20 protein-coding genes and 1 pseudogene are annotated in these 20,273 nt (G+C 39.7%); 12 read left to right on the top strand and 9 right to left on the bottom strand.

Annotation, left to right across the window (positions count from 1 at the left end; genetic code table 11):
- Positions 1 to 11 precede the first annotated feature (11 nt).
- From AYJ08_RS00410 to AYJ08_RS23215, 9 genes and pseudogenes are all read left to right on the top strand, one after another.
- On the top strand, positions 12 to 1,289 hold the full coding sequence (locus AYJ08_RS00410; protein WP_064016141.1) for an aspartate aminotransferase family protein: 1,278 nt from the start codon (positions 12 to 14) through the stop codon (positions 1,287 to 1,289).
- Between the two features lie 27 nt (positions 1,290 to 1,316).
- A complete protein-coding gene (locus AYJ08_RS00405; protein ID WP_064016140.1) occupies positions 1,317 to 2,771 on the top strand; it encodes a menaquinone biosynthesis decarboxylase in 1,455 nt (484 codons plus the stop codon).
- On the top strand, positions 2,746 to 3,618 hold the full coding sequence (locus AYJ08_RS00400) for a UbiA-like polyprenyltransferase (protein ID WP_064016139.1): 873 nt from the start codon (positions 2,746 to 2,748) through the stop codon (positions 3,616 to 3,618). Before AYJ08_RS00405 ends, AYJ08_RS00400 begins: the two co-directional genes overlap by 26 nt.
- Before the next feature lie 520 nt (positions 3,619 to 4,138).
- Entirely contained in the window at positions 4,139 to 5,413 is a 1,275-nt protein-coding gene (locus tag AYJ08_RS00395; protein WP_064016138.1) for a helix-turn-helix domain-containing protein, read from the top strand.
- A gap of 19 nt (positions 5,414 to 5,432) precedes the next feature.
- On the top strand, positions 5,433 to 5,570 hold the full coding sequence (locus AYJ08_RS23220; RefSeq protein ID WP_157452758.1) for a hypothetical protein: 138 nt from the start codon (positions 5,433 to 5,435) through the stop codon (positions 5,568 to 5,570).
- Positions 5,571 to 5,870: 300 nt separating this feature from the next.
- On the top strand, positions 5,871 to 6,038 hold the full coding sequence (locus AYJ08_RS00390) for an aspartyl-phosphate phosphatase Spo0E family protein (protein ID WP_064016137.1): 168 nt from the start codon (positions 5,871 to 5,873) through the stop codon (positions 6,036 to 6,038).
- A gap of 272 nt (positions 6,039 to 6,310) precedes the next feature.
- On the top strand, positions 6,311 to 7,123 hold the full coding sequence (locus AYJ08_RS00385) for a hypothetical protein (RefSeq protein WP_064016136.1): 813 nt from the start codon (positions 6,311 to 6,313) through the stop codon (positions 7,121 to 7,123).
- Positions 7,124 to 7,797: 674 nt separating this feature from the next.
- Positions 7,798 to 8,039, top strand: a pseudogene (locus AYJ08_RS22660) (transposase); the annotation flags it as partial.
- Positions 7,981 to 8,166, top strand: coding sequence for a hypothetical protein (locus tag AYJ08_RS23215; protein WP_157452757.1), 186 nt, complete (start codon positions 7,981 to 7,983; stop codon positions 8,164 to 8,166). The pseudogene AYJ08_RS22660 and the gene AYJ08_RS23215, both read left to right, overlap by 59 nt.
- A gap of 412 nt (positions 8,167 to 8,578) precedes the next feature.
- Here the strand turns inward: AYJ08_RS23215 and AYJ08_RS00370 are convergent, their stop codons facing one another.
- The 6 genes from AYJ08_RS00370 to AYJ08_RS00345 form a co-directional block, all read right to left on the bottom strand.
- The gene (locus AYJ08_RS00370; protein WP_064016135.1) at positions 8,579 to 9,559 is read right to left on the bottom strand and encodes a polyprenyl synthetase family protein; all 981 of its coding nucleotides are present in this window, start codon (positions 9,557 to 9,559) and stop codon (positions 8,579 to 8,581) included.
- On the bottom strand, positions 9,546 to 9,983 hold the full coding sequence (locus AYJ08_RS00365; RefSeq protein WP_003335064.1) for a hypothetical protein: 438 nt from the start codon (positions 9,981 to 9,983) through the stop codon (positions 9,546 to 9,548). The genes AYJ08_RS00370 and AYJ08_RS00365 overlap by 14 nt, the downstream gene beginning before the upstream one ends.
- A gap of 131 nt (positions 9,984 to 10,114) precedes the next feature.
- Positions 10,115 to 11,995 carry an FAD-dependent oxidoreductase gene (locus AYJ08_RS00360; protein WP_064016134.1) on the bottom strand — a complete coding sequence of 627 codons (1,881 nt, stop codon included), beginning with the start codon at positions 11,993 to 11,995 and terminating at the stop codon, positions 10,115 to 10,117.
- An 80-nt stretch (positions 11,996 to 12,075) separates the two neighbouring features.
- Entirely contained in the window at positions 12,076 to 12,948 is an 873-nt protein-coding gene (locus AYJ08_RS00355) for a hypothetical protein (RefSeq protein WP_064016133.1), read from the bottom strand.
- Between the two features lie 364 nt (positions 12,949 to 13,312).
- Positions 13,313 to 14,419: a cyclic dehypoxanthinyl futalosine synthase gene (gene mqnC, locus AYJ08_RS00350; protein WP_031410945.1), complete on the bottom strand. Its 1,107-nt coding sequence runs from the start codon at positions 14,417 to 14,419 to the stop codon at positions 13,313 to 13,315.
- Positions 14,420 to 14,501: 82 nt separating this feature from the next.
- A complete protein-coding gene (locus AYJ08_RS00345; RefSeq protein ID WP_003335068.1) occupies positions 14,502 to 14,720 on the bottom strand; it encodes a hypothetical protein in 219 nt (72 codons plus the stop codon).
- A 252-nt stretch (positions 14,721 to 14,972) separates the two neighbouring features.
- Between AYJ08_RS00345 and AYJ08_RS00340 the strand changes: the two genes are divergently transcribed.
- Positions 14,973 to 15,548, top strand: a complete 576-nt coding sequence (locus AYJ08_RS00340) for a YqaA family protein (RefSeq protein ID WP_031410947.1) — start codon at positions 14,973 to 14,975, stop codon at positions 15,546 to 15,548.
- A gap of 188 nt (positions 15,549 to 15,736) precedes the next feature.
- Here AYJ08_RS00340 and ald read toward each other — a convergent pair whose 3' ends face one another.
- On the bottom strand, positions 15,737 to 16,861 hold the full coding sequence (gene ald / locus AYJ08_RS00335) for an alanine dehydrogenase (RefSeq protein ID WP_064016132.1): 1,125 nt from the start codon (positions 16,859 to 16,861) through the stop codon (positions 15,737 to 15,739).
- Positions 16,862 to 17,118: 257 nt separating this feature from the next.
- Positions 17,119 to 18,528, bottom strand: a complete 1,410-nt coding sequence (locus AYJ08_RS00330) for an amino acid permease (protein WP_064016131.1) — start codon at positions 18,526 to 18,528, stop codon at positions 17,119 to 17,121.
- A 185-nt stretch (positions 18,529 to 18,713) separates the two neighbouring features.
- Between AYJ08_RS00330 and AYJ08_RS00325 the strand changes: the two genes are divergently transcribed.
- The gene (locus tag AYJ08_RS00325; RefSeq protein WP_064016130.1) at positions 18,714 to 19,136 is read left to right on the top strand and encodes a cell wall hydrolase; all 423 of its coding nucleotides are present in this window, start codon (positions 18,714 to 18,716) and stop codon (positions 19,134 to 19,136) included.
- 18 nt (positions 19,137 to 19,154) lie between these two features.
- Positions 19,155 to 19,643, top strand: a complete 489-nt coding sequence (gene gerQ, locus AYJ08_RS00320; protein ID WP_064016129.1) for a spore coat protein GerQ — start codon at positions 19,155 to 19,157, stop codon at positions 19,641 to 19,643.
- A 159-nt stretch (positions 19,644 to 19,802) separates the two neighbouring features.
- Here the strand turns inward: gerQ and AYJ08_RS00315 are convergent, their stop codons facing one another.
- A complete protein-coding gene (locus tag AYJ08_RS00315; protein WP_064016128.1) occupies positions 19,803 to 20,261 on the bottom strand; it encodes a DUF420 domain-containing protein in 459 nt (152 codons plus the stop codon).
- Between the last annotated feature and the right edge of the window lie 12 nt (positions 20,262 to 20,273).

Here is a 20,273-nt window from a genome sequence, read left to right as displayed (position 1 = left end):
AGCAAAAAGATATGACTACTTACTTAGGCCCATCTGGCATTTTAGATAAGCGCAAAGAATATTTCTATCCGTGCACCGCTCATTTCTATGAAAGACCCCCTCAGCTAGTACGAGGTGACATGCAATATGTATACGACAGCACCGGCAAAGCGTATACAGACTTTTTCTCTGGGGTGTCCGTAGTCGCATGCGGCCATTGCAATCCGGCAATTACGGCGGCAACGATCAAGCAACTGGAAACATTACAGCATACATGCACCATCTATTTAACGGAACCAAATGTAGCGTTGGCTGAAAAAATGGCAAGCGTCCTGCCTGGAAATATGAAGCGAACCTTCTTTGTAAACAGCGGTTCGGAAGCAAATGAAGCTGCTTTAACACTAGCTCGGCTCGCTACTGGCAAAAAGGAATTTATCGCATTGGAATATGGCTTACATGGCCGGACGTTCTTAACCATGAGCGTAACAGGCATTCCCATGTGGCGTTCTGACAACTATTTAGAGGAAGGAGTCAGTTTTATTCCTCGCCCTTATGATCCTAATCTGAATGAACAAGAAGCAGTAGAACGCTCTCTATCAGCTCTGCGGAAGGTGCTGGAGGAAAAAGGAGATCGCATCGCTGCCATGATTGTAGAACCCATGCAAGGCAATGGCGGTATTGTTCCTGCCCCGCTCGCTTACTTCAAAGCGGCAAAGAAGCTATTAGAGGAGCATCATGTCCTATTGATCGCAGATGAAATACAAACTGGGTTTGGCCGTACAGGCAAAATGTTCGCCATTGAGCATTACGGCATTGTTCCAGATATCTTAACTATGGCAAAAGCGTTGGGGAATGGCGTGCCAATTGCCGCTTTTGCTACAAATGACGAAATTGCTGCTCATTATAACCGCCCTTCTGCTTCTACGCTTGGAGGCAATCCCGTTTCGTCTATGACGGCTCTCGCTGTCCTCTCCTATATTGAGAACGAACAACTGATAGCACGTGCAGAACAACTCGGTAAGCAGTTAAAAGAAGGGTTGCTTTTCATTCAGACAGCTTATCGAGCAGCTATTACGGATGTCCGCGGTCTTGGCCTCATGATCGGTATGGAGCTTTATGCAAATGAACCTGAGAAAGCAGCTCCTCTTGTTGATTCCATTTTAGAGGAAATGAAAGATCGTGGCTTTATCATTGGAAAGAATGGTGTAAATCGCAACGTAATCGCCTTCCAGCCCCCTCTAGTCATCACTGAACAAGATATTGCAAACATGCTGGAGGCATTAGCAGACACCCTCAAACGATTACTCTAATATCTGAACTTACTGGAGGAGCATACTGTGGCATACGATAATTTACGCGCGTTTATAAAAGACCTACAGGATCATGGGGAGCTTCACACGATTGATACTCAAGTGGATAGTTATTTAGAAATTACGGAGATTACTGACCGTATTTCCAAACAGCATGGCAAGGCTTTATTGTTCACCAACGTAAAAAATTCTCCTTACCCAGTGTTAATTAACAGCATGGGGACGGATAAACGCATGAGCATGGCTTTAGGCGTGCAGGATTATGATCAGGTTGCAGAAGAAATACAAAATTTCATGGATTTGGCTAATTACAAGGGTTTATGGAATCAGCTCAAAATGGCTCCTGACCTATACAAGCTATCCAAAATTTTTCCTAAAAAAGTAGCATCTGCTCCTTGCCAGGAGGTAATAGAGGAACCTGACCTGACACAGCTTCCCGTTCTTCATTGTTGGCCAAAGGACGCAGGTCGATTTGTTACTCTGCCACTAGTAATTACGAAAGACCCTGAAACGGGACAACAAAACATGGGGATGTACCGTCTTCAGGTTTATGATAAAAACACGACAGGTATGCATTGGCATTTACACAAGGACGGCAAGGAAATCTACGAGAAATATCGCAGGTTAGGGTATAAACGCATGCCTGTATCAGTCGCGCTCGGTGGTGACCCGTCGTTAATCTACTCGGCTACCGCCCCTTTGCCAAAGATGATTGATGAAATGCTATTTGCCGGTTATCTGCGCAAGAAACCAATCGAGGTTGTGAAGTGCATATCAAATGAGTTATATGTTCCTGCTGAAGCCGAATTTATTTTGGAAGGCTATGTGGAATTAGATGAAAGGCGCTTGGAAGGCCCTTTTGGTGATCACACCGGCTACTATTCACTAGCGGACATGTATCCAGTCTTTCATGTAGAGAAGGTGACACGCCGTACATCACCGATCTACCCCACGACAATTGTGGGTCAACCACCTATGGAGGATTGCTATATAGGAAAGGCTACAGAGCGTGTATTTTTGCCATTAATGAAATTGATGCTACCAGAAATCGTGGATATGCATTTACCATTTGAGGGAGTGTTTCATAACTGCGCTATTGTTTCAATCAAAAAAGCATTCCCGAAACACGCTCAAAAAGTCATGTACGGCTTGTGGGGCATGGGACAGATGATGTACACCAAAATGATTATCATAGTAGATGAAAATATAGACCCTCACGATGTTTCCAAAGTAATGTGGAAAGTGTTTAACAATATCGATCCTAAAAGAGACCTTGTCATAACAGAAGGTCCTCTGGATGCTCTCGATCACTCTTCTCCAACCGCTTACTATGGTCACCGTCTTGGTATCGACGCTACTAAGAAATGGCCAAGTGAAGGTCATACACGTGAATGGCCCGATGATATAGAGATGTCTGACGAAGTGAAGAGCATGGTCGATGCGAAATGGAGGGAATATGGTTTTGAAAACGATCCTTCATAAATCCCGCATGTTCGGAGAGCTCGTGATGTTCTCCCACACATTGTTCTCGCTCCCCTTTGCCATCATTGCAATGGTTTGGGCAGCCGAGGGACTGGCCCCCGCTCAGGTATTGATTTGGTCATTGGTAGCATTGGTAGCGGCGCGAAATGGAGCTAATGCCTTTAACCGTCTCGTGGATCGAGAATTTGACGGCAAAAACCCACGCACAAGCCATCGCCATCTGCCACAACGCTTGTTACACGAAAAAGAAGTGATCACTTTTATTCTCATAAACTATGCAGTCTTTATTTTTGCTTCTTCTATGTTAAATCCGTTGTGTCTGCTATTGTCACCCGTAGCCATTTTATTGATCTCTTCTTATTCTTACACGAAACGCTTTACGTGGCTGAGCCACTTATATTTAGGCTTTACCATCGCGTCTGCTCCTATTGGGGCTTGGTTTGCAGTAACCGGTGAGATTGCATTTGTACCGTTTGTACTGGGTACCATCGTGATGCTATGGATTGCTGGCTTTGACATCATTTACGCTACGCAGGATATTGAATTTGACCGCAAGGAAGGGCTATGGTCTATCCCGAGCTATTTTGGGCTGCAAACAGCACTGTGGATCGCACGAGGCCTACATTTTATCATGATTCTATTGCTGTTATTCCTCTTTTTCTATCAAAATTTGGGCTTTGTTTACCTAGTGGGATTAACAATCTCGACCGTACTGCTTTTAGCCGAGCATAAAATAATCAAACCTGCTAATCGAAGCCTCATGAAAGTGGCCTCCTATAAACTGAATCAAGTAATTAGTATGGTTATTTTGATTTGCACCTTAGTTGATTTTTACATGATGAGCTAATCTATCGAAAACTCTCAGGGGGGTTGCGGTGCTCTTTTTAGATGTCAGGGTAGGAAAGGGCACTACTTAATGACCTCCAGAGAGTTTTTGATTTTCTCCTCTACCTCCCCTATTGATCTTTCCGAATGAAGACCTACGAAAAAAATTCAAAGTAGTGATGGATGGTCGGGAATTGACTGAGAAGAAATGGAAAGAGTTAGTTACGAAATAAATACGGTTTCTTTAATTAAAAATATATTAATATTACAAATATATCACAAAAGAATAAAAGCTTATAAATTGAAGTACCATAAGCGCTATACAATCAATATATAAAACACCTTTCACCCTATTATTAACTGACAAGGAAAAACACCTCCCTGAATCGTAAATAACAATTTGGCGGAGGTATTTTATTTTTTGAAAGATATTTCCAGAGAACCGTTACATAATTTTATTCATATTTACATAATTATACAATTAAGTTAGAATGTTAAGAAATATCATGCTTTATTAATTTCAGGAAGGGGAATAGCTTAACATGGCTGAAAGTTTAACTTTCACAACACTGGGGGAACTGATAAAAGGAAAAAGAACAGAATTAGGTGTAAGCCTATCAGAATTAGGAAGAGTGTCAGGAGTAAGTAAAGGAGTTATTTCCAAAATAGAAACGGGAGAAACAAGACGCCCGGAGCTAAAGACTTTAAAATCACTTTCAGAAGCTTTGGAAATTCCCTACGAAGAGATTATGGATCGCTATATTGATATAGAACATCGGATAGATATTCTAGGCGAATTGCTTTTTGAATCGATTGAACTTTCTAACAACCCGTTGATTACTAAGGTATCACAACAGATCATGGAGTCCCCTAACGAGGATACATATATAATATTACAACATCTCTATGATCTTAGTAGTACTGTAGCTGACAATGAGGCAAAGTTAACTATATACGATGTCATTATAAAGTACGCAAGATTACATGGTGTACCTAAGTATATAGCAAAGGGTTTATTACAAAAATACTTCATAGAAAGTCAAAACCTAAAAAAGAAAGAAAAGTCGTTTAAAAGCGGTGAAGAGATTCTATATTACACAGATTTCTTAGACCAAGAGGAGAAAATCAATTTTTACTATCTAATGGCTTTTGATGCACATGGTATAGGAAAATATGAGCAATGTATTAAGCTGGGTAAAATGGGACATGTCGAAGATACAACTGATAATGAGGTAAAAGAGCGTGTAGCTTTAGCAATTTGTAATGCTTATTCCAGAATGGGCAACTATTCTGCTTTGGAGGAACATCTTAATAGGTATGCTGAACTAAACTTTGACTTTGTTATAAAACGTATTAAATATTATCGTGCGATAATCCTGTCAAATACTGGTCAAGAATTCGAAGCAATTCCCTTGCTAAAAGAATGTGTTGAGGAAGCAGAAGATAATCACCGATTACATCGAGTAAATGATTTATTAGAGGTTCTTCTTAAAGTTAACGACTTGTACACCGCTCAACAAATTCTTGATCTAGAGGAAAAAAATACATTTGTTAAGCTTTTCACAGCTTACAAGATTTCAGAATTAGGTAAATACTATAGATTAAAGGGAACATTTCTTGTTAGAAACGGTTTATTTAATCAAGGTATGGAATCATATTTAACAGCTATGGATTTCTACAGTAAAATTAATGACCGTAGCGGTATAATGAAATGTTCTGAAAAAGTTTACGCTCATCATAATGAGCAAAGTAAAGTAATGGAATTAGGACTTCTGAAAAGATTACAAGAAGTATATAATGTGGTAAATAAAGGTTAAACAAAGGAGGGAGAAGAAGTTGAAAAAATATCTGACCATAATTGCAACTGTTTCTTTTGTAATTTGCTCTCTTTTTACTGTAGCAAGTTTCTTGGGTTTCGAGAAATACGGAGAACAGCAGAGTGCAAAAACATTCCATGATGATCCACAAGGTTAATAATAAAGGACCACAATAAACCGATTTTATTTAAAGGACGCCAATATTTTTCGCGTTCTTTTTATTTTGTAATATTTTGTCATAATTTGCAGAACGTCCTACATTTTTTTGAACTACAGAAATTTATAGGACATATGGTAAATTAATACACAGGAGGAAGAAAGGAGGTATTAAAATTAGTTTGTTTATTAATTCAAAAGGGACGTTCCCTAGTCGGCATACTAACTGGAACGCCCCACATCACAAATAACAAAAATTGTTATTCGTATTGATTGTATCATTCAAATAAAGGAATGTGAAATGGAAAATACCCAATCGAAAGATGATTTGCAGAAGCTTATAGAAATCCTCCGCCAAGAATTGGCACAGTTGTATTTGAAAAAAGGTTCATTTTTAAACCCAACCGTAATACAAATGAGCCAACAACTAGATGAGTACATCGTTATCTTTCAAAAGCTTAGACACTAGTTGGTCGATATGAATAAGCTGTACGGAAAACCTTTTAGAACAAATATAGCCGTGTTTTAGCTATTCAGAAAAAATAGCTAGAGTATTTCTATGCATATGAAATCAATCTTATCAACTGAAATAGAAAGAGCCAGCAAGAATATTACGAAAACAAGAATTACAACAACCAATGGTCTGAACGCAGACTTGAACTGGTAGTTGAAACTAGGAGAACGATAAGAAAATGTTAGATAGTAAATATCACTATTAAATTACAAGTTGGAGGTTCTAAAATGAAGAAAAAAATTGTATCCTTAGCTGTAGTCTTTATGACGATGATATCTTCAATCGGGTTTGCAGCACAAAGCAAAGAACATTCAGATTGGGGAGAAGACTCCTCCTTAAATGAACAAGAAATACAGAAATTGATATATGATGTTGGAATTGAAGAAAGTGAGATTAATGATTATCCGGTCCAAGTTCTTCACCAACTAATTCAAAATGATGCTAAGAAAATAGCAACTAATTATAAAGTCGTCAAAGAAGAGGCAATACAAGGTCTATCTGGTGAAGATATAGATGGTGGTACTTTGGAGTTAAGAGGAACTGCCTTCGAAGAAAAAAGTGATAAGAAAGGGAAAAAGAAGTTTTATTTATATGGAAAGTATGAATGGACAGATAGTCCACGTTGGGGATTAACAGACGGAATAAGTATTGGGTATCCAGTAAGTAATAAATGGACTTTACCCATGTCAGCAAATGGGAAAGTTAAAGATTTTGCACTTCGCTATTGTCATAAGCCAGAAAACGTAGATAAAAAATGGAAATGTTCCAAAAGTTACAAACCAAAAGATTGGGATCCAGGTGTAGGCGTTGGTGGAGAAATAGATTTAGAAGCAATGCCAAATAACAACCTTCACAAAGGATATATTGGTCAATATGTATACACAGACGAAAGGAATTCAGGGTCAACAAATATTAAATTTCAATATGGCCACCAAACTTGGGGTGGGAATGTAGAATTTGCTATATTTCCAGCTGGACTTTCAATTAAACCTCAATCAGTAAGTGAGGTAATTGATTTCGGTATTGAATTTAATTATTAATTAATTCCTCGTATTTTCGAAAGAAACCTTGAATCAATAATATTAGTTTGAAGATTATAACTTTTTTGCCTTCTTGAATCTCTTCCAAGATATTTTTCGAGGGTAGACAGAGATATTGCTACCCTCCTAAACTTCAAGACAAGTCCTCTTTTTGAAAGGGGACTTTCTCGTCTATCTAATCCCATTAGTTGACGATGAGGATAACCTATATTAGGAGGTATTTATGAAATACTATTATTTATCTTTATTATTGATATTTGCTTTTACGTTTTTGTTTAATTTTTTTGAAGTAATAAAATCATTATTGGAAAAAAACATGTCTCGTTATAAGACTTGTCGGATATTATCACTTATTAGTTTCTTATTGTTTATTACAATTTATATCTTAGCCTACAAAAAATAAAATATGTACGCCATGAACTTATGTAATAATTTTGATTAATTGGGCTACTAGTCATCTTTTGTGGTAGTCCAATATCACTCCTCAGTCATCATTGTTTATTAATAAACACTCTATAGATGTCAGTTATATTTAAAAACCTATCAAGGTTTTTGGATTAACTCTATCAGTTTTGCGGTTCCTGCCCACTTGCAACCCTTACCCGATCTGCCAGCCCCCATGATATTAGATGCAGAATCCCATTACTAACTGTCCGTTGTTTCATTAAAGGAGCCTTGTCCCTTCTAATCATTTAGTTCGTAAAATTGATTTTATATATGAACTTGTAAAAGACAAATACTCGAAAGATAATGGGAGACCGAGTGTCGACCCTGTTGTGCTAATAAAGACCGTATTTATTCAATATTTATTTGAATAAGCTCTATGCGTCAGACAATCAAAGAACTGAAGACAAATCTTGCTTATCGATGGTTTATCGGTTATGACTCCACTCAGCCAATCCCTCATTTGGCAAGCATATTACTATGGTGCTGATATCAATTTTAGGGATCAAAATCCAACTGCTGCTATAGGTGGATACGCTCCTTATGATGTTTATGATACAGACGAGTTAAGTCGTATCTTAAAACAAGGTTCCTGGTAGAAAAAAAGAGACCGCAATAGGTTATATGCTGTCTCTTTTTCCTCATATGAAATTAGTGCTAATTAAAAAGGAAAGTAGGAATTCCAAAGATGGTTATTTTTAAAAAAGTTTGGTTTTGGCTGGGAATTTTAAGTATTATAGTCTGCTTAAACGATTTTTATGGAAATGACCAAAAACATATATTGTTAATTGGATTGAACCCTCTTCTAGATTATATGGTCTATAAGGAATCATTTCGTGATTGGATAATAAATGATAATCAAATTGAAGGAAAAATTTTATTGGGAGGGTATGTTATACATTTTGTATCATACATCCTACTTGGAATCTTCATTGATCTGTTATTTTTCTTTAATAAACAAAAGAAGTAAAATGGTATACAACACGAAGAAAATACTAGTCTTTGTAGCTATCACATCTTCCGCTTCCCAAAATACGCAATCAGCACTCTCAAATCCTTATGTGCCACAAACTCAGTTAACTCCTCGACAATTCTCATCGCATTTTGCAAATACTGATCTGCTAGTTGGTCTGCTTTTTCTAAAATGTCGCTATCGCGAATTAGCTTGACCACACTTTGTATTTCTCTCGATGTGGATTGCTCATGGAGCTGGCGTACACACTTGCTCAAGCACTCGTCCTGCAACGCATACATAACTGGCAACGTAATATTGCCATTAGCTAAATCGCTGCCTGCTGGCTTTCCTAGCGCTTCTGATGTCTCTGTAAAATCTAACACATCATCGCGAATCTGAAAGGCCATGCCTAAATCATCACCGAATTGCGCCAATTTAGCTGTTACTTCTGGAGTTGCATGTCCCAGCTTTGCTCCAATCTCTAAACAGGTTGCCATCAACACGGCCGTTTTATTGCGTGTTTTGCTTAAATAGGCATCCATGGATAAATCAAAATTAAATCGGTTTGCCATCTGTTGATATTCGCCTAAACAAAGTCGCGAGGTTAATAGACCAGTAATCTCTTCCCGATACGGGTGTCTATCATCCTCCATTTTACTCAATAGCTCAGCTACTCTCGTCATCATATAATTAGCCGTATGAATCGCTGTGGGTATGTCAGTAAGCACATGCAATGTTGGTTTTCCACGTCTCGTATCCGCTTGATCAATCACATCGTCGTGGATTAATGAAGCTACATGGATAAATTCTGTTACAGCTGCCATCTGCAATACTTTTTGGGGGTCTGCCATTCTGCCAAAACGGCTACCGACCATTACCATCATGGGGCGTAATCGTTTCCCCCCTGCTAAAATCATACGACTTATATTGCCAGCGATGGATGAAAGCATGGGTAAACTCATATCCGTCCGAACTATGCGCAGCATCTCTTTATCAATTATGTCTAGATTAATGTGCAATTGGTCAGCTAACTTCATAAGTCACCTGCTGCTCTGTTTTTGTCAGGAATTTTTCTATGCGTTGAAAGAGAATACGCTCTATTGATTTACCTTGGATCAAACGGATTTGAATTTGCTTTAGAATAGGAGCCAAAAAATTCACGAAATCCTTTTCACCATGCTTACATGCATATTCATAATAAAAGCTTTGCAGATAATCACCATCTAGAATATCCTTTGTCAAACAAGGATTGTCGAATGTCAGCTTTTTATGCTTGCGAAAAGCAGCCTGCAACAGGACATAGCACCCAAATATATGCTCTTTGCGTGCAGATGAAAGCTCAAATGAATCAAGCAGATGTCCCATCTCCTCCAACAGCCGCCTATCCACTTCAAGCGTGATGCCAGCTTGTGGTGACATTTGCTTCTCTAGCTTCTGCAATGATTCCCGAATTCCATTCATCTCTCTCATCCCCTACTCACGCTTTTCTTTTTCGTATCCCTCTATTTCATGGGTCTATATGTGGAAAGAAGGGGAATGTACAATTCACAGCACATTCCCCCATTCCATGATATAGCTATCTTGTTATACAATTAGTCTACGTATAAATACCAACGTTTGACGAACGGGATTTTTTTCCACACTTTTTTTAATTGCGGTAATACATAGTAGTCCAGACCCAATGTGCTTCCAGAACCACCAATGAGGGCAATACCTCCTCCAAGGTACCAAAGCATCTCATATGGAGCCATTCCGGAAGACCAAATCATTAAACCCATACAGACTGTAGCTATGGAAGATATAGCTGTGAATAACCCGATGATCAACAATACGCCAAATATTACTTCAGCGAAGACCATCATCGTTTGGAACACAGAGGCTAATGCTGTATAGCTTCCATCTGCATTGTAGAAGAACATATCCATTGAGCCTTTTACCATACTGTCAATAAACCCAGGTACAGGGAGTGCCTGTACCGCTTCTTTCGCTGTAGCGACTGCTGAAGCAGCCGAAGAAGTATCTACCGTTTGGGCAACATCCTGTACGGCTTGTGAGGCTGACGTAATTCCGTCAACCGCTTTTGGAGATGGCGGTATTAAGAAGATGTTAGAAGGGTCCTTTAGCACTTTGCTCATTTTCGCTAAGCCCTCTGACAACCACATGGCGCCGACCAAAACACGTAAAGGTACTAACCAGAAGTTAGGTGATCGTTTACTAAAATGGCCGCCTAAGAAACTGCGTCTATTATTCACATGGAAAATTTCATGCATGAGATAAGACCAAACTTTATTAAATCCACAAATTTGAACGAGATATACCATGTTGATAAAGTGCTTAACAAACATTGCCATGAAGCCGCTCATCAAGAACATTTTTCCTGGCACTCCTACACTAGCTACACCATAGCGGCTACCGATACATACCATACAGCCATGGAATGTAGGCTTGTAGGACTTGTGTGTACCGCCTTTCACATCTACATAGATGTTATGCGCAACGATTGGAGCTGAATGCTCAGCATTCTCCACCATTTGGGGTACAGGGCGCTCTTCACCTTCTGGAATAAAGAAAATGTTGTCCCCTACGACATACACATTGTTATGCTCAGGGCTCTGTAGCTTATCATTAACCACGATACGCTTGCGGCCCTTTTGTTCTAATTCGACCTTTTCCAATAGGTCAGAGCCTTCGACACCTGCTGTCCAGACAACTGTTTTAGAGCGAAGCAATCCTCTCTCGCCCAACTCAACTCCATCTGGGGAAACACCAGTAATTTTACTGTTCGTAATAATGTTAACGTTTAACTTATGTAAATGTCGCTCTGCCTTCTGAATGAGCTTGTCAGGCAAAATGGGTAAGATTTTAGGCGCCATATCAGCAACGTGCAGTTGTACTTCAGATGGCTCTATTGCGTAGGTTTTGCATAATTCATCTCGGAATTCCGCCAATTCTCCCACCATCTCAATGCCAGTAAAACCAGCACCTACTACCACGAAGCTCAACATATCCTGACGCTTTTGCTTATTCGTTTCTTTTGAAGCGTTAATAAACATACTGCGAATTTGCTCGCGTAGATGAACAGCATCCTCGAAGGACCAAAGGGAAAACGCATTCTCCTCTGCACCAGGGATTCCAAAGAAGGATGGCTTACAGCCTGTCCCCATTACTAGGTAATCATATTCGTAGGTGCTATTCTCGGACACTAATTTTTTGCTAGCAAAGTCGATCGTGGAAATTTCATCAAGCACCACATCAACCTTACGTTTTGCAAAAATCTTTTTCAGGTCAACTTTTATGGAGTCCTCTTCAACACGATTAGCCGCTACTTCATGTAATTCCGTTAGAAGAGTGTGGAATGGCTTACGGTCTATTAATGTAATCTGGACGTCGGTATCTTTTTTAAATTTGCTCGCCAGCTTTTTCGCTGTCAAGACACCACCGTAACCTCCGCCTAGTACAATTATTTTTTTCATAGCATGTCCTCTCATTTCCATAGATAATTACCCGTTGACGATTTTCACCAGCAATGGTAATCCCCCTATGCATAATTGCCTTATTTTTTCGCGTCTTTTAGAGCCTCTTCAGCTAATTTCACGAAATCGCTCACCTTAATGGAAACACCTGAAACCGCATCTGTTTTGCCTTCATTATTTACTGTAATTGCCGCTGGGTCTTGTTTTTCAATTAGAGCCTGTTCTACTTTTGCTGCTTGCTCATGCCACTCAGCCTGTGCTTTTGCTTTTTCTTTCATGCCATACTTGCCTTCTTTAGACTGTGTTTTCTTGTCTGCTTCACCTTTTTCATTGATTGCATTCCAGTTCGCAGCAACAATGTTACCATTTAGCACAGTAAAGTCCGCTGTATATTTCCAATCTTTTTCAAATTCTGGCTGTTCTGCATGATATGCACCGTCTTTATAAGGACCTGGTTGTTGGGGACCTGCCGCTAATGCTTCCGTTACCAAAGCAGTAAAGTCATTTACCTTAACAGATACACCTGAAACTGCATCAGTTTTTCCCTCGTTATCCACTGTAATTGCCGCTGGGTCTTGTTTTTCTATCAAGAATTTTTCTACTTTTTCGGCTTGTTCATGCCACTCAGCTTGAGCTTTTGCTTTTTCCTTCATGCCATATTTGCCATCTTTAGATAGTGTTTTTTTATCTGGTCCCGCATCTTTACTGATACCAGTCCAGTTCACATTGGTAATTTTTCCATCCTTTACATCTAGTACAACTGCATAGTTCCAATCCGCATCAGCATTTTTTTGTTGAGCGTAATACACGCCATCCGCCATTGTTTTATCCGTTGCATTAGCCGGGGCGGCTGTTTCTGTTTTCTTGTCAGGAGCAGGTTGCGTAGCAGCACCGCATCCTGCTAGCATAGAAACTGCTAATACACTTGCCATCATCAGTGAAAGTTTTTTCATTTTCTTTCTCCTCCCTTTTTCTCCACACGCATGTGAAAAATTACACAAATATCATTACGCCATCATTCTAACATTCCTAACTAAATAATCAAGACCTTTTATTTCCATTTTTATGTTAAATTAGGCTAAAAAACAGGCCTTTTTTTGACAATCTGGAGAACAATTTTGTTTATTCTAATCTACGAGATAAATAAATGAAAAATATGAATATTTCTAGTGTGAAAACGCTTTAAAACGTCATACAATCTTCATATAAAACAAAAAACCCGTCCTGTAAAAAGACGGGTTTTCTCTATCATTTTGTATCAACCAAGCTGACGACAACCTATCAATAAGCCAGCTTTTATTCGGTTCTCTACACTCATTAATTTTGCATAACAAAATCCGTCTCTGCCCATTCGCCCTCTTGAAACACGTGTAGAGTTTCATAGGCGGTATTGCGTTGAGCAGGAATTTTTCCTGCTTCACGGATTAACTCTAGGATTTTGTTTGTATTTACCTTGTAAGCACATTTCGCTGCTGATACAACATTCTCTTCCATCATAGTCGAGCCAAAATCATTAGCTCCATAAGACAAGGACAGTTTACCGATCTCAGGTCCCATCGTTACCCAGGAGGATTGAAAGTTAGGTATATTATCCAGCATCAAACGGCTGATCGCCAATGTTTTTAGATACTCTTCTGGAGTGTTTTTCGTAGCTTTCATGTTGGTATTATCAGGCTGGAAGGTCCAGACAATAAAAGCCTTAAATCCATTTGTCTCATCCTGAGCATCACGAATGCGCAGCAAAGATAACACTCGCTCTTCCATTTCTTCACCAAAACCGATAACCATCGTAGCCGTTCCAGGCAGACCTGCTCGGTGGGCTGCTTTTTGGATATCCACCCACTGCTCCCAGGTTCCTTTTAAACGCGAAATCTTTTTACGTGTCCGATTGTCCAGAATTTCTCCGCCTGCTCCTGGCAAAGAATCTAGACCAGCTTCTTTTAGCTGTCTTAGGGCCTCTTCAACTGAAACATTGGAGACCTCAGCCATTTTAGCTACCTCGGCTGTAGATAAAGAGTGCATCGTAATGGTAGGGAAGCGCTGTTTAATCTCGCGTAGCAAATCCGTAAAATAGGATAGTTTTAAATCAGGATTCGTACCACCCTGCATTAAAATTTCTGTTCCGCCAACATCAACTGTTTCTTGAATCTTTTCGAAAATTGTTTCTTTTGGAAGAACATAGCCTTCCTTCGAGCCAGGCGGGCGATAAAAGGCGCAAAAACGGCAATAGGTATCACAGACATTGGAATAGTTGATATTCCGTCCGATGACAAAGGTCGTGATCGGTTCAGGATGCCACTTTTGCATGATCTGATTCGCTGCATGACCTATTTTCTCAATTTCATCAGAAGCAAAAAGGGCTAAACCATCCTCTAATTGAAGTCGCTCGCCACGAAGAGCTTTGTCCAATATATGATCAATCAAGAGGAATTCCTCCTATCCTGTGCATATTCCACCTTTCATCCTATCATAAAATCAAATTCCTGCCTACGCTAGAAGTATAGTGCTATTCGTAGCCAATCTCTTCATAAACTTCCGGTTCCCAATAAATGACACAGTTTGCTAGGGGTAAATTAATTTCACGTGCACCATTCGGCTGACCATTGAAGCGAATGATTTCCGTTACGGAGACACGATCCCCTCGTACTACAATTTCTCCTTTAAGCTCTTGACGCTTTCCATCTGGCGAATAGAAGATTATGACTCCAGAACCAATATCTTTCATATACAATCCCTCGGAATTCTCAAAATTTTTATCTTAATAGTAGTAGAGAAGTTTGAGAACGTCAACTATCTGTGTAGATTGAGAAAAAACTGAATCCTTTTTACCCAAGTGTTCGTATAACCTTGTAGCATGCTATAATATGGGTCGAACTTGTCATATCCCAGACTGGACGACCATACTTCTAATTAAGTACAAATTTTGTTCGATCCTTGACTACAAGAAAAATCGACTTTATACATAAAGGAGACTACGATGCTTGACCAAATCAATGAAATCTTTCAGCAATACGGAGCGTGGGGATTATTTACACTCTCCTTTCTAGATTCAATCATCTTGCCGTTTCCCCCATTCTTTTTACAGATTGCAATGAGTCTATTGGAGCCTTCACTTGCTATTGAATATGCTCTCTTTGCTTTTATCGGCTCTTTACTGGGGGCACCATGCGGCTTTATTCTCGGCAAACTGTTTGGTAAACCGCTGATGAACAAAATCGTTCCGGAAAAATGGATCGGTCTAGCTACAGAACAAATGACTAAAAACGGTGATGCTGCCATTATCATTGGTTCATTTACACCTGTTCCTTTTAAGGTATTTACCATCCTGTCTGGTGTACTCGGCTTCTCCTTCAAAAAACTGATGGTTTATGCTGTTATTGGTCGAGGTTTTAAATTTTTTCTCATCGGTTTAATCTTCCATTTATATGGAAAGCAAGCAAAATTGTTAATTGACGAGTATATGGATATTTCGCTTTTATTTGTAGCTGTTCTACTTGCCGTAGGCTGGCTGATCTTCATGCAAATAAGAAAGCGACGTGCTGCTAAAAAGTAAATGTTTTAATCGCTATCCTGGCCCTTGAGGCTCCTACCTTGTAACAAAGTAGAGTCCTTTGGTCGAGATGACTTTTTGTTCAACGACGATTGTAAAATACCAAACTCTCAAATGATAAGTATCGCACCAAAAAAGGGCTATCCATCTTCTAAGATGTACGATAGCCCTTTTTATCAACTCTATGCTTTTTAGCTTTGCTGCTCTAGCAATTCCTTCGCATCTACAGACTCATAGCCCAATGCTTGTGCAACAGCCTGATATGCTACATGTCCATTCAGTGTATTTATACCTTTTAATAAGGCAGGGTTTTCTAAGCATGCCTTTTGATAGCCTTTATTGGCGATTTGCACCGCATATGGAACCGTCACGTTTGTCAAAGCAAACGTAGATGTGCGTGGAACAGCACCAGGCATATTCGCCACCGCATAATGCACTACACCATGTTTTTCATACGTTGGGTTATCATGAGTAGTGATACGATCGGTTGTTTCAAAAATACCCCCTTGGTCAATCGCAATATCTACTAGAACCGAGCCTGGTTGCATGGATTTAACCATTTCCTCTGTAACCAATTTTGGTGCTTTTGCTCCTGGAATAAGAACAGCCCCAATAACTAGATCAGATTCCTGTACGGCATGTGCAATATTAAATGGATTGGACATCAGGGTTTTTACGCTATGTCCAAAAATATCTTCTATTTGACGCAAGCGATCAGGATTTAGGTCGATAATGGTAACATCAGCACCTAAACCTACTGCCATCTTCGCCGCATTAGTACCGGCTACTCCTCCGCCAACAATGGTTACTTTGCCACGTTGGACCCCTGGCACACCGCCGAGGAGAATACCTTTACCGCCTTCCTGTTTTTCCAAGAACTGAGCGCCGATTTGGGTAGACATGCGCCCTGCAACCTCTGACATAGGAGTTAACAACGGCAGTGAGCCATTGCTCAGTTGAACGGTTTCATAAGCGATCCCTATAACTTTATTATCAACTAACGCTTTCGTTAATTCTGGTTCTGGAGCTAAATGTAAGTATGTGAACAGGATAAGTCCTTCACGGAAATATTGATATTCGGAAGGCAATGGTTCCTTAACTTTCATAACCATGTCCATTCCCCAAGCTTCTTGTGCAGTCTGGACGATTTTAGCCCCAGCTGCTACAAATTGTTCATCAGTAAATCCAGAGCCAAGCCCTGCGGATGTTTCGATGAAGATTTCATGTCCATTCTTCACCAAATTCATTGCTCCTGCTGGTGTCATAGCTACTCGATTTTCGTTGTTTTTAATTTCCTTTGGAATACCGATGCGCATGTTTCGACCTCCTCAGTAAGTTAAACATAAATAGTTTCAAACAGTTCTGATGATTAATTCAAAGTAGAAGCTTTATCCACGCATTGATTGTATCATGGACGAACCAAAAATGAAAGCGCTTACAAAAAATCTATAAATTCACATTCTCCTAAGTTATTTGATAGTTTTGAAGTATATAAACAAGAAAAGTCACCAGCTATCCCCTACTGGTGACTTGTTCTTATCTTTACATGAAAATATGATTTTTACCTATCAAATTACCTTCTTTTCTTAGATCCGTCCGAAGAGCCTACGCCCTCTAACAAACTATGTTTCTTAGAGTAAACAAAATAGACAACCGTTCCGATGGCCACCCAGATTGCAAAATACATCCAGGTTGCTCCTGGAAGATTAATCATAAGGAACACACAGAATACCATTGTTAAGATAGGAATGAACGGAACTAATGGAACCTTAAAGCCACGCTCCAAATTTGGATGCGTTTTACGAAGTACGATAACTGATAATGCGACCATAGCAAACGTGAGTAACGCACCGATGTTTGCTAAATTAGATAGTTCCTTAATTTCTACAAATCCTGCAATTCCACCACTGAGTAATCCTGTTAGCCATGTAGAAAATACTGGTGTATCTGTTTTATTTACACGTGAGAAGCGTTTTGGAAGTAGCCCATCGCGACTCATCGCAAAGATTACACGAGTGCCAGCAAATACATAAGCAAAAATAACTGCCATAATACCAATAACGGCTCCTACAGCAACGATTCCCGCTACTGTATCCTGACCTACAAGCTCCAGGACATACGCCATTGCTTCAGGTACATCTAAGTTCTTATAAGAAGTGATGCCTGTCATGATTAGACACACAATAACATAAAGGATCGTACAAACAACAAGTGATGAGATAATCCCTATCGGCAAAGCCTTTTGCGGGTTCTTACACTCCTCTGCAGAGGTTGATACTGCATCAAAGCCTAGGAACGCGAAGAATACCGCTGCTGCTCCAGCAAAAACTCCTTCAACGCCATACGGCATGAATGGGTTCCAATTTTCAGGTTTAACATAAAATACACCTACAGCGATAAACAGTAAGATCACCAGTAGCTTTACTAATACCATGAAGTTGTTAAACTTCTTACTTTCTCTTGTTCCACGAGATAATACAAAAGTGATTAGTAAGACAATGATAACAGCCGGTAGATTAATAATTCCGCCACTCATCGGCGTACTGACCAACTGTTCAGGTAAACCCCAGCCCAAACCAGTCAGCAAATTATTAAAATAAGCAGACCATCCAACAGCAACTGCTGAAGTGGTAAGAAAATAAACAGATAATAATGTCCATCCCATCAGATGCGCTACAAATTCACCTAGTGTTGCATACGTATAGGTGTAAGCGCTTCCAGAAACCGGGATGGTGGAAGCAAATTCTGAATAGCAAAATGCAGCAAAACCACAAACAAGTGCAGCAATCATAAACGAAAGAATAACAGCAGGCCCAGCATCTCTAGCTGCTACAATACCTGTAAGTACCATAACACCAGTTCCCAGCACTGCCCCAATGCCTAGTAAAGAAAGGTCAAAGGATGTTAGTGTTTTGTTTAATGATTTTTTTTGACCTTGTTGCAATAAGTCAGTAACTGATTTTTTTCTCAAAAGATTGCTCATATTGCCCCCCCTTGATTGATAACATGTTTCCTTCACATAAGTATCCTACCACACAATATTCATTTTGTTGTATTTATAGATTTTTCTTAAAAATTCAAAAAAAGACGTTTTTTTATACTGTACAATCACCTATCTAAGAAAACACTTATATATTGAAATAGGAGAGAAAAAGGGGAGGTGAATGAATGGCTGTTATTAAGTATAACTCCAGTGATCTTGACATGCTCGCTAGGCTGCTTAGGGCAGAAGCTGAAGGAGAAGGAGATCTTGGAATGTTAATGGTTGGAAACGTTTCTGTTAATCGTGTTCTTGCCAACTGCTTAGATTTTAAAAACATAAGAACCATTCCTCAAATGGTATATCAACGTCCCGGCGGATACGAATCAGTTCAAAAACCGTATTTCTATCAAAGAGCTAGAGAAGCAGAGAAGCGATTGGCCAAGCGCGTAATTAATGGAGAGCGAACACATCCTGCAAGCAACGGACTTTGGTTCTATCGCCCTGTCGGCAGTTGCCCTCCCACATGGTTCAACCAGAGAAACACTGGACGATTTAAAGCACATTGTTTCTTTGCACCATCCGTTCAGGATTGCCCTAGAGTTTATTAAAGAGGAGAGAAAAACCAGATGTATGATAATACTTATGCTCAGCAAGGATGCGACCCCTGCGGCACCCCATATTACCCACAATGCTACATGTATCCATATTACCCTGCTCCACAACAGCAGACACCAGCCACACAAATGAGTCCCACACAGGTAAGTCCTACCCAACAAATCCAGCAACAGCCTCAGCAAGTCGTGCCTCCTACTGCAAATGGTAGCGTTATTCCCGGTGGTCCCCTTCCTGTAGTCGAAGAATCATACGTAGAAAATATTTTACGTTTCAATCGAGGAAAAATCGGCACCTTCTATATGACCTATGAAAATAACAGCGAATGGAATGCAAAAATTTTCCGCGGAGTCATAGAAACTGCTGGTCGAGACCATATCATCATCAGTGATCCGCAAACCGGTATGCGCTTTTTGCTTCTGACGCTAAACCTCGATTATGTTACCTTTGATGAAGAAATTAACTACATTCCACCAGTAAGTCCATTTGCTCGTACACGCTAGTCCTTAGTCATTACCAAGAGAGACAACTCGTCAATGTACAAATAATCTGGTTCCCTATTATTAGTAGCGGAACAATATACCAAACAAGCCTCCACGTACACTTGAAAGTGAATCTGGAGGCTTGTTGCTTGCTTTTTGAGTGTGTATGTTATTCTTTACTTAAAAGCCCAAAATGGTTCTGAATAAGCTTGATGTCTCTCCACCTGGATAAATGATAAACAGCAAAAAGTACACAGCTATACCGGTAATCGCTGAACCGAACCAGATAATAGAAGTAACTGGCCCCCACTTCCGATGCTTAGCAAATTGCTTGGTAAAGCCTAAATATAACGTTACCAATCCAAAAACGGCCGCTGCTGTAGCCAAGGTGATATGGAATATCAAAAAGATTTGGTAGTATAAGCGCAATTCATCCGGTCCACCGAAGTTCATATTTCCCACGAAAATCGTTCTAGACATATAAATAATGAAAAATGCTAGGGCAAACACGGATGCAACAATCATTGTTTTTTTATGGGCCTCAAATTTTCGTTTGGCTACTTGAACCCAACCGATTGCTACAAGGATTGCACTGATGGCAATAAAACTTGTACTAAGTGCAGGCAACAACGTTAGCACTCGATCACTTCC

It is taken from the genome of Brevibacillus sp. SKDU10, from assembly GCF_001645205.1.
Lineage (GTDB): Bacteria > Bacillota > Bacilli > Brevibacillales > Brevibacillaceae > Brevibacillus_B > Brevibacillus_B halotolerans.
This window is presented reverse-complemented; position numbering and strand designations above follow the sequence as displayed.